Consider the following 11,381-nt stretch of genomic DNA (forward strand, 5'->3'; position numbering starts at 1 on the left):
GATGGTGTTCGTATGAACGCTCTAGTTCCGAGGAAAGCCAAGTCAATAAGGCCATCGTGTTGCTTATTTCTTGATTACCTGCCCTGATGCCCAAAAGTGCGCCGACTCCCTGCCGCTCCCCCGGTTGTGGGGCGGTGCTCGATAAGCCTGGTTATTGCCCAGCGCACCGTGTCGCAGTGCATCGTGACTACGGACGGGCCAGGCGAGCCTTTGACACCGAGGTCGGTTTCTACCAGTCCAGGGACTGGCGCTTGGTCAGAGCCCAAGTCCTGCGAGATAGGCCTGTGTGTGCCCAATGTGAGGCTGCTGGGCGGGTCGTTGCGGCTGGGGTTGTGGACCACATCGTGCCGCTCAAAGACGGCGGTGCGCGGTTCGATCGCGCCAACCTTCAGCCTCTTTGTGTCTCTTGCCACAACCGCAAGACGGCAAAAGAGTCGGCTGGCAGGCGCTAGACCCCCCTAGGGGGATCAAATCTCTACGGTTGGGTGGCGGCGATGCGCGCGTCAGCCCAAATTTTTGTGCGTGCAAATTGAAACAAGGGGGGGTCCCCTCCCCAATAAGGATTTATGGCGGGTCGAAAACCTTTACCGACAAAAGTTAAGCAGATCAAAGGAACGCTGCAAAAATGCAGAACCAATCCCCGGGAACCGAAACCCGATGGTGATCTGGTTGAGCCGCCGGAATACATGACCGAGGGAGCGAAGTCCGCATGGCGATACGCCCTGGAGTGCGCTCCCCCGCATCTTCTTAAGCGGCTTGATATGTCTGTGCTGGAGATCTGGGCATGTGCCGCAGATCTTTACCGCAAAGCGCAAGCTGGAATCAGTAAGACGGGATTGCTTATCAAAGCACCAAACACCGGTGTGCCGATGCAGTCACCTTACTTGGCAATTGCAAATAAACAAGCGCAGATCATGACGAAGGCGGCCGTTGAGATGGGTTTCACTCCAGCGTCACGCTCGCGAGTCATCCTGCCTATGGAAGCAGTTAATGATGAGATTGACCCATGGGCCGATATTGCCGGGTAGTTTCCATGCGGAGTTGCTTGTCATTCCGATGTAAATTTCTTGAGAGCCGCTTGTAATTTTTCCTTCGAGCTGCAGTAGTAAAAGCTGTAAGTGGATGACATGCCAGGTGCACTTTCTGGCGAAGCTTCTCTTTCGGCATCCGCAAGAGAGTTAACTTCCTGTAGGAGTTCTTCGAATGGCTCACGCTCGTCAAAATCTGGATCGTTTGCTTCGTCAAGAATTTTTGCCCAGCGCGCATTAAAGGCTTCAAAGAGAATACCGCCTTCCGCGTGGCGAAATGTTTGATCGACCATTAGGAGAAGATGGGCGCAATTGTCGGAGGTATTACAGAAGGGGCACCGAATCTCTCCGTCACCTTCGGCCTTGTCGGCTGGCACTTCTCCGTATTCGTAGACGTTGTCCCAAGCGGTCCGGGCGTAGGCGATTGCTGACTCGGAATTCAAGAAGTAACCAATGGGATCGCACTCAAGGGTTGATACCCAAAAGACCTCATGGTATTCGTTGACGCTAACGGGCCAATCATCGTTTTCGTCATGAATAAAGCCCGACCAGACAGTCTTTGCATTATTGACGATAGCGTCTAGTAAAAAATCATGCACCGTCGCGCCAAGGTCGCTATCAAGCTTCCCGGCTTCCATCAACTTTAGTGCCTCTGGATATCTGACGCTGCCCACTTGCTCTTTTAGGAGCATCTGAACGGAGTCACTTTTTGCGAGCACTTTGCAGGCCTCAGCCAAATCGACGGTGTCAGAGGAAAAACCCTTATCCATGCTGTCTCCCATTTTTTATGTGCCGCCGATAGGTGGCTTCGCATCAGGAGTGGGGCCGAAACACTTGGATTTTGACCGTTTACTCTCCGAGACGTAAATTGTACGAAAAAGGTAACTACTCCGAAGTAGCAAGGCAATATGCTGAGCAAGTCGTGGCTGGAGAGATCCTCGCTTGCCGATGGGTCCAGCGGGCCTGTCAACGCCAATTGGATGATTTGGCCAGGTTCAAGGGAAAGGCTTCGCCATATCGTTTCAACCCAAAGCTCACGGATAAAGTGGGCAGGAGTTTCCTGCCAGCAGACAACCTCTGCGCGTTTATTGAACGGTTGCCCCACGTCAAAGGACCACTCGCTGGCGATTCGATCCGACTGGAGCCTTGGCAAGCCTTTATTCTGACGACCGTATTCGGATGGGTAAAACCCGACGGTACCCGTCGGTTCCGACGCTCATACATTGAGGTGCCTCGGGGCAATGCCAAGTCGACCCTCTCATCGGCTGTCGGTCTTTATATGCTCACTGCGGATCGTGAAGGTGGCGCCGAGGTCTACTCTTTGGCGACGACCAGGGATCAGGCGCGAATCGTGTTCGGCGATGCGCAGATGATGGCTAGACGCAGCTCTGGGTTCCGGAGTCGGTTTGATGTGAATGTTGGGGCCCACAACATTCATGTGCTCGCATCGGGATCGAAGTTTGAGGCGCTCTCTGCCGAAGGCTCAACCCTAGACGGTCTAAACATTCACTTTGGTTGTGTTGATGAACTCCACGCGCATAAGACTAGAACGGTCTATGACGTGGTCGAGACCGGTACGGGTAAACGCGATAACTCCTTGTTGTGGGTCATAACCACGGCGGGCAGCAATCGCTCAGGCATCTGCTACGAGGTTCGTACCTTTGTGAGCAAGGTCTTGGAAAACGTTGTAGCCGATGACACACAGTTTGGGATCATCTACGGGCTTGACGATGGTGATGATTGGACGAGCGAGGATGCGCTGATTAAGGCAAATCCTAACTGGGGCATCTCCGTTCGGCCAGAAGTGCTCGGGCCATTGCAGGCCAAGGCGATGCAACTGCCCAGCGCAGTTAACAACTTTAAGACTAAGCACCTTAATGAATGGGTCAACGCCGACACGGCGTGGATGGACATGCGCGCCTGGGATGCTTGCGCGGATGCGGGCCTGGACCTTGATACGTTTGCTGGGCAGCCTTGTTGGGTCGGTCTTGACCTTGCAAGTAAGACAGACATTGCCGCGCTTATCTTGCTGTTTGCCCATCCTGAGATTACGGATGCATTCGTCGTCTTTGGGAAGTACTACCTGCCTGAAGATACGGTGAGCAGTTCAGCCAATAGCCAGTACTCCGGCTGGATGAGAACTGGTCGGCTAACGGTGACGCCTGGCAACGTGATCGATTTCTCGTGGATTGAAGCGGACCTGATCGACTTTGCATCGCGCTTTGAAATTCAGTCAGTTGCCTTTGATCCATTTCAGGCAACACAACTCTCAACGCGGATGATGGCCGAGGGGCTACCGATGATTGAGGTGAGACCTACGGTGCTCAACTTTAGTGAGCCCATGAAAACGCTTGAGGCCTTGGTACTTCAGAGAAAGCTAGCCCACGATGGCGACCCGGTACTTGGCTGGATGGCCAGCAACGTGGTGGCGCATCTGGATGCGAAAGACAACATCTACCCCCGTAAGGAGCGAGCAGAAAACAAGATCGATGGAATCGTGGCACTGATCATGGCGCTATCACGCGCAATCAAACCGGGCGACTCGGTGGTGCTGGGGTCCGATTACGAACTGATGCTGCTCTGATCACATGGGACTATTCAACTTCCTCGATCGATTCAAAGCGTCAAGCGAGGATCGATCTGCCTACGGTGATTTTTGGTTTGAGCCTGTTTCTGTTCGTACTGCAAGTGGCGCACGCGTCTCTGCTGACAGCGCCATGCGCTTGGCGGCGGTGTATGCCTGTGTGCGAATCCTGGCCGAGACCATGGCATCGCTGCCGATCGTGGTTTATCGCAGACGCCTAGATGGCGGCAAAGACAAGGACACGGATCACTGGCTCTACCGACTCCTCGTTAAGCGACCCAATCGCTATCAGAACGCGTTTGAGTGGCGCGAGATGCTTCAAGGGCACCTCGCACTGCGTGGCAATGCCTACTGTCAGATCATCACCAATCCGCGCGGCGAGATTGCAGAGCTGATCCCGATTCATCCAGACCGAATCAAGCTCGAACTGCTCTCAAGCGGAGACTACCGCTACCGGGTGACGGACCGATTCGGTAAGGAGTCGGTGTTGCCCCGGGAGGATGTCTGGCATCTGAGAGGGCTTTCCTCTGACGGTCTAATTGGTATGAGTCCCATTGAACTTGCTAGAGAAAGCTTAGGCATGGCCTTGGCCGCTCAGGACTACGGCGCACGGTTCTTTGCAAACGATGCCAAGCCAACCGGGGGCTGGATTGAGTTTCCCGGGTCATTTAAAGACGCTGAAGCCAAGCGCGTCTTTCGAGACTCCTATCAAGCAGCTCAGTCAGGAGCAAATCGGGGTAAGGTCCTAGTGCTTGAAAACGGGATGAAGTTTCATGAGGTGGGCGTGACCAACAAGGACGCACAGTTTCTCGAGCTTCGTAAGTTCCAGATGACCGATGTGGCTAGGCTCTTTCGGGTGCCACCCCACATGATTGCGGACCTAGACCGTGCGACGTTTTCAAATATCGAGCAGCAGTCCCTGGAGTTTGTGATGCACACGATGACGCCCTGGGCTGAGCGCTGGGAGGCTTCGATTGCCTCTGAGCTTTTGCTGGAGTCAGACGACCTGGAGGTGGAGTTCAACTTTGCCAACCTCATGCGAGGTGATGCTGCAAGCCGCTCTGCCTACTATCAAAGCGGGATTCAAAATGGGTGGCTAACCCGCAACGAGGCTCGCGCGGCAGAGAACCTCAACCCAATTGATGGCCTTGATGAGCCGCTTCGACCGTTGAACATGGTGGAGGAGCACGCCGCACAAGATATCGAGGAGCCTGTAGAGGTGGAATCGATTGTTCCAGAGCCTGCCGATGCCGAGCGTCTTGATGCGCTGATTAGCAGCACTGCGAACCGTTGGGCACGACGGCTTGCGAGATCTAAGCAACTTAATGCCAAGGACAGAGCGTTGTTGTCCGACGCCTTCGCATTGCCATTAGCAAAAGTAGACGAGTGGGCAGCGCGGATCGAACTCGCCTCCCTTACTGAACAAGATTTATCCCGATCACTGATCGAGTTAGGAAGAAAACCATGAATCGCCAGCTTCTTGCCGCTGAGTTTTTAGCCACACCCTGGGCCATGATGCCCGAGCGATTAGATGCTTTTGCAGCCTTAATTGGTAGGTGGTCTGTCGGAGTTAGTCCCCCTGAAGAGACGTTGGCAAGGATTGAAACGGACCGACAGCTTCGCACCGAGCGCAAAGCATCGTTACCCACGAGCGGAAGGTCTGGGATTGCAGTGTTGCCGCTTTACGGCGTGGTAACCCAAAGGGGCAATATGGTCGATGACGTCTCAGGACCTGGATCGACGAGCACACAGAAGTTTTCATCCGCGCTGCGGCAGGTCATTGCAGATGAATCAGTTGGCCAAATTTTGATCGACATCGATAGCCCAGGCGGAAGCGTCTACGGTGTGGCAGAGCTTGCCGATGAAATCTATCGCGCGAGATCGCAAAAGCCCGTTATCGCCTTGGCTAACTCGCTTGCCGCTTCTGCCGCTTATTGGGTAGGAAGCGCAGCCTCCGAGTTCTACGTCACCCCGGGCGGGGAAGTCGGCTCAATCGGTGTATGGCAAGCCCACTTTGACTACTCCGAGGCGTTCGCATCAGAGGGCGTTAAGCCTACGTTGATCTCGGCCGGAAAGTACAAGGTTGAGGGCAACCCCTATGCGCCCCTTGATGAGGAGGCGCTTGGGTTTATGCAGAGCCGGGTCGATGAGTACTACGCCGCGTTTACCAAAGCAGTAGCCAAAGGACGTGGCGTCTCTCTAAGTGATGTTCGTGACGCTATGGGCCAAGGGCGCGTACTCGGCGCCGATACCGCTTTGGAGCAACGTATGGTGGACGGAGTAATGACATTTGATGAGTTGATCCGCCGAATGTCCGCCAACGGAAGAGTTGGAAGTAAAAAATTATCGAACCTAGCGCGGGCAGAGCTAAACCTGCAGGTCATCGCTCTTTAAATATCGGTTGTCAGGAAGTTATTTGTGCGCGGCTTTTGTTGCAAGAAAAAAAAGGACTCTTTCCGGCACGGGTTCATTATCAATAACTGACGCAATTTGCTTTTGCGCGGGATCCATAGCGACCATAATCTTTTCGATGTTCGGACGGCACTTCCAACATCGTATGAAGTCAAGGAGATAAGATTGTGCGATCAAATAGCCTTCGTCATGTTCTGGGTTCGGGAACGGCTTTCCAGTCAAAGCATTATTAATGCACAGATCAATTGGTATTAGCGTTTCGATCGCAAGTCCTGTTGCTTTTTTAATTGCCGGGTCAAGTGCCCCAATGCCGGTAAGTAGCTCGAGACTATTTCGAGAGAGCTGATTCAGAATGTATTTTGAAAGGTGACGAATTTCATTGCGAGCCTCTCGGTGAGCCGCCGCGTATTTTTCTGGACTATGAACTTTGAAAACAGGTTCGATAAAGCTCTTTGATTCAAGGAGATCGGTTTCTATTGTCTCTGCTGTCCATCGAGAAAAAAGAGTTCTAAATCCAAAATATTCACGACGAGAGTAAAAGATCAGCCCTAAGCGTTCGAGGGAAGATTGAATCTCGTTGTAAGGTGAGGAAATGAGTCCGTTTGTTTCAAGATATTTTTTTAATGTTTGATTCAGCTCTAAGCGGGCGGGCTCATAGGGATTGAGCTTCTTTGCGGATTTTTCATTTTGAGTGGCCGAATGTGGGTGCTTGGTTAATGGCAGTCCCTGCTCAAACCGAAGATGGTTTTTTAGCAGTTCGTCAGCAAACCCGGGCTGATCCGGGAAAAGACCACGAAAATCAGGAGGTTTTCGCCAATTTCTCATTGGATGGTGTCGCTCATACCTTGCAGATAATTTCCCATCCGGAAAGTTTTGTAAACCCCAGCTTTAAACCCCAATTAATTCGCCCCATTGGGCGCTTTCTGACCCAAAGGTCACCCCAGACAAACCGCCGAGAGGCGGTTTTTTCATTTATGGAGATTTGAAATGAGCAAAAAACTTCGCGAGCTCCAAGCCCGCAAAGCCAGCTTGGTGAAAGAGGCTCGCGCCCTGACCGAACAGGCGGCATCCGATAACCGCGATCTGACCGACGAAGAGGTCAGCGCATTCGACGAACTGAAGTCCCGCATCGAGGCCGCCTCAAGCGCTATTGATCGAGAGGCTTCGCTAATTGCCGAGGAGGCATTCATGGCTACGACTGACACCGCAGAAGCCGCATCCTTTATCACCGTGACTGACAACCGTGAGGCGGATCCTGCCCACGGATTCAGAACTGTTGGTGAATTCATGCAGGCTGTATTTCAAGCCGAAAAGCCCGGTAAAGCACCCGATGAGCGACTGCTGATTGGTCGCTCGGCCGCCACGCCGGGCTCCTATGCCAACGAGTCTGCTGGCCAAGACGGTGGATTTTTGGTCCCGCCTCAGTTCTCCCAGCAGATCTTTAAGCTCTCATTGCAAGAGGACTCAATGTTGCCGTTGACCGATAACGTCGAGATCACAGGCAACAGCATGGCGTTTCCCCGGGATGAGACTACGCCCTGGGGAACCAACGGTATTCGCGCTTACTGGCAGGGCGAGGTAAGTACCGCCATTCCCACCAAGCCGGTCCTGGGGCTATCAACCCTGCGCTTGAAAAAGCTGATGGCGCTTGTGCCAACCACCGACGAGTTGCTTGACGACGCCAACGCACTAACCAGTTACTTGCCTGAAAAGGTTGCAGACTCGATTCGTTGGAAAACGAATGAGTCCATCCTCTTTGGCGCCGGTAACGGTGTTCCGATTGGTGCTCTGACTGCGGGCGCAACGGTAACCGTGGCCAAGGAGACAGGTCAGGCCACGCAAACGCTCGTGCCTCAGAACCTGGCCAAGATGATCTCGCGTCTGCCACCTGGAAGCTTTGCCAAGTCCGTGTGGATCGTGAATAACGATGTGCTTCCAGCACTCTTTACTCTGACGCTGGGTAACTACCCGATCTATCTGCCCAACGGCCTGAATGTTGGTGGCATCCAAGTCTCGCCATACGGCACCTTGCTCGGTCGCCCAGTGTTCGTCTCCCAGCACGCCAACAGCTTTTCTAGCCAAGGCGATGTTCTCTTGGTCGACTTGTCTTATTACCAGACCATCACCAAGGCGGGCGGTATTCAGACGGCCACCTCCATGCACCTGTACTTCGACTCGGATCTCACGGCATTTAGGACCACCTTCCGTATGGATGGCCAGTCCAAGATCTCCGCGCCGATCTCGCCCGCAAAAGGCAGTGCATCGATGTCACCGTTTATCCAACTGGGCGCGCGATAAGCGCTCCCATCAAATAGGAGATTTACTATGCTTCCCAACGCAAAAGGTAGCGAGCAACTCGCCGTGCTCGCATCCATCGATCCCGCTAGTCAGGCCGCAGGCACAAGCAACTCGGATTGGGTGTCTTGTGCCCAGTTTCATTCCCTCCTGGCGTTTATCCAGACTGGGACCATGGGCACCAATGGCACCCTGGCAGCCAAGCTACAACAGGCAACCGATGCCAGCGGCACTGGAGCCAAGGATGTAGCTGGAAAGGCCATCACGACGCTCGAGCAGGCTAACAACGGCTCCAACCGTCAAGTCCTGATCAACGTCCGTGGTGAAGAGCTCGATACGGTCAATGGTTATGGCTTTGTTCGCCTGGCGATCACAACCGCCACGGCAGCAAGCCAAGTGGCCGCGCAGATCATTGGCGTGGACCCACGTAACTTACCAGCCAATGTCTCAAACATCGCCTCGGTAGCTCAGGTGGTCTAAGGGCGGTTGGCGTGTCACTCAGTCTTATCACCCCACCCACGGTGGAGCCTGTCTCGCTTGCCGAGGCAAAGCTTCATCTTCGGGTGGACTTTGACGATGACGATGCCTTGATTGAGTCTTTGATCTCGGCCGCACGGGTTGCAGCCGAGACATTGACTGGCCGCCAGATTTGCACAGCCCGGTGGATGCGCACACTCGATGGGTTTCCCCGCTCGTCGCTGCACCTGCATCGCTGCCCGGTGCAGTCTGTCGTAGAGATTAGCTACCAAGACCAGTTGGGGCAGTGGCAAACGGTTGACCCTTCCATTTACGTCTCGGACCTTACTTCGGAGCCTGCCCGAATCACGCCAGGATTTGGCAATACATGGCCAATTACGCTGTCGCAAATCGGCGTGGTTAGGGTTGTCTTTGATGCGGGGTACGGCACACCAAGCGATGTGCCTGAGGGGTTAAAGAGTTGGATCAAGCTGCGCATCGGTAGTCTGTATGCACATCGAGAGGAAATGTCGATTCTAAGCAAAGGGCGAATTGACCCTCTGCCATTTGTCGACGGACTTCTTGATCCCTATCGAGTGGCTTTGGTATGAGCGCGCTATCGGCAGGCACGCTGGATAAGCGCGTCCGGTTTCAAAGACCATTTATGGTTAAAGACAGTCTTGGCGCACCGCGCAGAGAATGGGTAGACGCGGTAACCGTCTGGGCAAATATAGATCCCTTAAGCGCGCGTGACTTGATCTCTGCTCAAAGGATCTCAAATGAGATCTCACACATCATCACGGTGCGATTTCAGTCAGCGTTTTCCAACGCCGCACTGGTCTCTGAGTACCGGGCCCTCTACAAGAACCGGGTTTTCAGGATCTTTGGCGCAATCAACGAAGGCGAGCAAGGTGTGTTGGTGACACTTTGGGCTGCAGAGGGGCTCGATGATGGCCAAACGTGAGCGCTTTGAGGTCAAGGGTGCTGCGGAGTTGGTTAAAGCCCTAGAGGCCCTACCGGATCGGGTCGCTCGAAATGGACTCAGGGCGTCTGTTTATGCAGGGGCTAAGGTTGTGAGGGATGAGGCAAAGCGCCGTGCTCCTATTGCAAAGCAGTCGATGCCCAACCAGCCAGCGCCCGGGACCCTGCGTCGCTCCGTGATCATGAAGCACATCCGGGAGCTTTCAAGCCTCACGCGGCAGACCTTTTTCGTGACTGTTCGGCATGGCAAGAAATTCCGCAATCAGGGAAAGAAGAAGAACTTATCGCAAGACGCCTGGTACTGGCGCTTCATCGAGTTTGGTACACGCAAGATGGCGGCTCGTCCGTTTCTTCGACCAGCACTAGAGGCTAAGCGCTATGAGGCGGCCGATGCAATTAAGACTCGGCTTGCCCAGCGCATTGAGCTTGAGGCCAAGAAACTCAAAGGGCTTTAATGCAGGACTTTTACGATGCGATCAAGCACCTCGCGGACGGTCAGGTCTACGCCCTGATTGCACCAGGTGAATCAACCTATCCCTTTATCGTCTACACCCCCGTATCGGGCGAACAGATTCTTGGGATTAACGGTCTGCACGGTCTGGAGCGCATACGCGTGCAGGTTGATTGCTACGCGAAAACCTATGCCGAGGCACTAGGGCTTCAGGACGAAGTCTTGTTGGCCGTCCTCGCAGCCAAGAACACCGTTTCCGATGTTCGGATGGTGCTCACAGATTTTGAAAGCGAGACACGAAGTTATCGCGTCTCGGTGGACTACACCTACCACCGATAGGTGCACAACCCCAGCAACGCCTGGGATCAATCTTAGGAGATACCACGATGCCTAGTTCTGCGGTCCCTTCGCAGGGAATCACTATTGCCCGTTTTGGAACCACCGCGTTCGAGACGATCCCCAATGTTGTGTCATTTCAAGGTCCCGGTGGTCAAGCCTCGGTTATTGATGTGACAAACCTTGCCTCTACCGCGAAAGAAAAGCGTGTCGGGCTTCGCGATGAGGGCCAGTTATCCCTCTCGGTACATTTCAACCCAGACGATCCGGTACATATCGCCATGCGTGCAGACCGTGCTGCAAATACTCGTCGGCAATACAAGATCACCTTTACCGACTCGACACCTCCTGCAACCTGGACCTTTTACGGCTATGTGACGCAATTTAGCGTTCAGGGTGGAGTGGATGCGGTCGTTGAAGCTTCGGTGACGATTGAAATCGATGGCAGCATCACGGAGGAGTAAGCCCATGGTTATTTTGACTAAAGATGCAATCCTCGCGGCTGATGATCTCCCCAAAGAGCGGGTCAATGTTCCTGAGTGGGGCGGCGATGTCTATGTCCGAACCATGACAGGGACCGACCGTGATGCATTTGAGGCAAGCCTCATTGGCAAGGATGGGCGATTAGAGAACGTTCGCGCCCGCCTGGTGTCGCTCACCATTTGCTCGGAGTCCGGGGATCGTTTGTTCACGGATGATGAGATCTCGGCGCTTGGCAGTAAGAGCGCCAAAGCGCTCGATCGACTGTTTGCGGTGTCCCAGCGACTCAACGGCATTGGCGCTGAGCAGGTAGAAGCCGCAAAAAAGACCTAACGGCCAACCCCTCCCGACGATTTGT

Annotated in this window: 15 protein-coding genes; 13 read left to right on the forward strand and 2 right to left on the reverse strand. The window is 54.0% G+C overall.

Going from position 1 to position 11,381, the window contains the following annotated elements:
- Positions 1–86: 86 nt before the first annotated feature.
- Both AC8GDA_RS03490 and AC8GDA_RS03495 read left to right on the forward strand, forming a co-directional pair.
- A complete protein-coding gene (locus AC8GDA_RS03490) occupies positions 87–452 on the forward strand; it encodes an HNH endonuclease (RefSeq protein ID WP_506556921.1) in 366 nt (121 codons plus the stop codon).
- 114 nt (positions 453–566) lie between these two features.
- Positions 567–1,028: a phage terminase small subunit P27 family gene (locus AC8GDA_RS03495; protein WP_506556922.1), complete on the forward strand. Its 462-nt coding sequence runs from the start codon at positions 567–569 to the stop codon at positions 1,026–1,028.
- Between the two features lie 20 nt (positions 1,029–1,048).
- On the opposite strand, the gene AC8GDA_RS03500 is transcribed toward AC8GDA_RS03495, so the two are convergent.
- Complete coding sequence (locus AC8GDA_RS03500) at positions 1,049–1,798, reverse strand: hypothetical protein (RefSeq protein ID WP_506556923.1); 750 nt, start codon at positions 1,796–1,798, stop codon at positions 1,049–1,051.
- Positions 1,799–1,896: 98 nt separating this feature from the next.
- Here AC8GDA_RS03500 and AC8GDA_RS03505 point away from each other — a divergent pair, with 98 nt between their 5' ends.
- The 3 genes from AC8GDA_RS03505 to AC8GDA_RS03515 are packed head-to-tail and all read left to right on the forward strand — an operon-like array spanning position 1,897 to position 6,006.
- Positions 1,897–3,612, forward strand: a complete 1,716-nt coding sequence (locus AC8GDA_RS03505; RefSeq protein ID WP_506556924.1) for a terminase large subunit — start codon at positions 1,897–1,899, stop codon at positions 3,610–3,612.
- Between the two features lie 4 nt (positions 3,613–3,616).
- Positions 3,617–5,080, forward strand: coding sequence for a phage portal protein (locus tag AC8GDA_RS03510; protein ID WP_506556925.1), 1,464 nt, complete (start codon positions 3,617–3,619; stop codon positions 5,078–5,080).
- Positions 5,077–6,006 carry a S49 family peptidase gene (locus AC8GDA_RS03515; RefSeq protein ID WP_506556926.1) on the forward strand — a complete coding sequence of 310 codons (930 nt, stop codon included), beginning with the start codon at positions 5,077–5,079 and terminating at the stop codon, positions 6,004–6,006. Before AC8GDA_RS03510 ends, AC8GDA_RS03515 begins: the two co-directional genes overlap by 4 nt.
- 18 nt (positions 6,007–6,024) lie before the next feature.
- Here AC8GDA_RS03515 and AC8GDA_RS03520 read toward each other — a convergent pair whose 3' ends face one another.
- Positions 6,025–6,849, reverse strand: a complete 825-nt coding sequence (locus AC8GDA_RS03520) for a hypothetical protein (RefSeq protein WP_506556927.1) — start codon at positions 6,847–6,849, stop codon at positions 6,025–6,027.
- A gap of 162 nt (positions 6,850–7,011) precedes the next feature.
- Between AC8GDA_RS03520 and AC8GDA_RS03525 the strand changes: the two genes are divergently transcribed.
- The 8 genes from AC8GDA_RS03525 to AC8GDA_RS03560 are packed head-to-tail and all read left to right on the forward strand — an operon-like array spanning position 7,012 to position 11,356.
- Positions 7,012–8,322: a phage major capsid protein gene (locus tag AC8GDA_RS03525; RefSeq protein WP_506556928.1), complete on the forward strand. Its 1,311-nt coding sequence runs from the start codon at positions 7,012–7,014 to the stop codon at positions 8,320–8,322.
- 27 nt (positions 8,323–8,349) lie between these two features.
- Complete coding sequence (locus tag AC8GDA_RS03530; protein WP_506556929.1) at positions 8,350–8,799, forward strand: hypothetical protein; 450 nt, start codon at positions 8,350–8,352, stop codon at positions 8,797–8,799.
- Between the two features lie 11 nt (positions 8,800–8,810).
- The gene (locus AC8GDA_RS03535; protein ID WP_506556930.1) at positions 8,811–9,386 is read left to right on the forward strand and encodes a head-tail connector protein; all 576 of its coding nucleotides are present in this window, start codon (positions 8,811–8,813) and stop codon (positions 9,384–9,386) included.
- Positions 9,383–9,739: a phage head closure protein gene (locus tag AC8GDA_RS03540; RefSeq protein ID WP_506556931.1), complete on the forward strand. Its 357-nt coding sequence runs from the start codon at positions 9,383–9,385 to the stop codon at positions 9,737–9,739. Before AC8GDA_RS03535 ends, AC8GDA_RS03540 begins: the two co-directional genes overlap by 4 nt.
- A complete protein-coding gene (locus tag AC8GDA_RS03545) occupies positions 9,723–10,211 on the forward strand; it encodes an HK97-gp10 family putative phage morphogenesis protein (protein WP_506556932.1) in 489 nt (162 codons plus the stop codon). The genes AC8GDA_RS03540 and AC8GDA_RS03545 overlap by 17 nt, the downstream gene beginning before the upstream one ends.
- Positions 10,211–10,546, forward strand: coding sequence for a tail completion protein gp17 (gp17, locus tag AC8GDA_RS03550; RefSeq protein WP_506556933.1), 336 nt, complete (start codon positions 10,211–10,213; stop codon positions 10,544–10,546). Before AC8GDA_RS03545 ends, gp17 begins: the two co-directional genes overlap by 1 nt.
- A 47-nt stretch (positions 10,547–10,593) precedes the next feature.
- On the forward strand, positions 10,594–11,007 hold the full coding sequence (locus AC8GDA_RS03555) for a phage tail tube protein (RefSeq protein WP_506556934.1): 414 nt from the start codon (positions 10,594–10,596) through the stop codon (positions 11,005–11,007).
- A 4-nt stretch (positions 11,008–11,011) separates the two neighbouring features.
- Positions 11,012–11,356, forward strand: a complete 345-nt coding sequence (locus tag AC8GDA_RS03560) for a phage tail assembly chaperone (protein ID WP_506556935.1) — start codon at positions 11,012–11,014, stop codon at positions 11,354–11,356.
- The last annotated feature ends 25 nt before the right edge of the window (positions 11,357–11,381 follow it).

Source organism: Hahnella aquatica (SeqCode) (assembly GCF_965194505.1).
GTDB lineage: Bacteria > Pseudomonadota > Gammaproteobacteria > Burkholderiales > Burkholderiaceae_A > Hahnella > Hahnella aquatica.

Coding starts and splice junctions, on each gene's coding strand:
- AC8GDA_RS03540 (WP_506556931.1), top strand. CDS start 9,383: ATGAGCGCGCTATCGGCAGGCACGCTGGATAAGCGCGTCCGGTTTCAA.
- AC8GDA_RS03555 (WP_506556934.1), top strand. CDS start 10,594: ATGCCTAGTTCTGCGGTCCCTTCGCAGGGAATCACTATTGCCCGTTTT.
- AC8GDA_RS03515 (WP_506556926.1), top strand. CDS start 5,077: ATGAATCGCCAGCTTCTTGCCGCTGAGTTTTTAGCCACACCCTGGGCC.
- AC8GDA_RS03545 (WP_506556932.1), top strand. CDS start 9,723: ATGATGGCCAAACGTGAGCGCTTTGAGGTCAAGGGTGCTGCGGAGTTG.
- AC8GDA_RS03495 (WP_506556922.1), top strand. CDS start 567: ATGGCGGGTCGAAAACCTTTACCGACAAAAGTTAAGCAGATCAAAGGA.
- AC8GDA_RS03525 (WP_506556928.1), top strand. CDS start 7,012: ATGAGCAAAAAACTTCGCGAGCTCCAAGCCCGCAAAGCCAGCTTGGTG.
- gp17 (WP_506556933.1), top strand. CDS start 10,211: ATGCAGGACTTTTACGATGCGATCAAGCACCTCGCGGACGGTCAGGTC.
- AC8GDA_RS03490 (WP_506556921.1), top strand. CDS start 87: ATGCCCAAAAGTGCGCCGACTCCCTGCCGCTCCCCCGGTTGTGGGGCG.
- AC8GDA_RS03560 (WP_506556935.1), top strand. CDS start 11,012: ATGGTTATTTTGACTAAAGATGCAATCCTCGCGGCTGATGATCTCCCC.
- AC8GDA_RS03520 (WP_506556927.1), bottom strand. CDS start 6,849: ATGAGAAATTGGCGAAAACCTCCTGATTTTCGTGGTCTTTTCCCGGAT.
- AC8GDA_RS03500 (WP_506556923.1), bottom strand. CDS start 1,798: ATGGATAAGGGTTTTTCCTCTGACACCGTCGATTTGGCTGAGGCCTGC.
- AC8GDA_RS03530 (WP_506556929.1), top strand. CDS start 8,350: ATGCTTCCCAACGCAAAAGGTAGCGAGCAACTCGCCGTGCTCGCATCC.
- AC8GDA_RS03510 (WP_506556925.1), top strand. CDS start 3,617: ATGGGACTATTCAACTTCCTCGATCGATTCAAAGCGTCAAGCGAGGAT.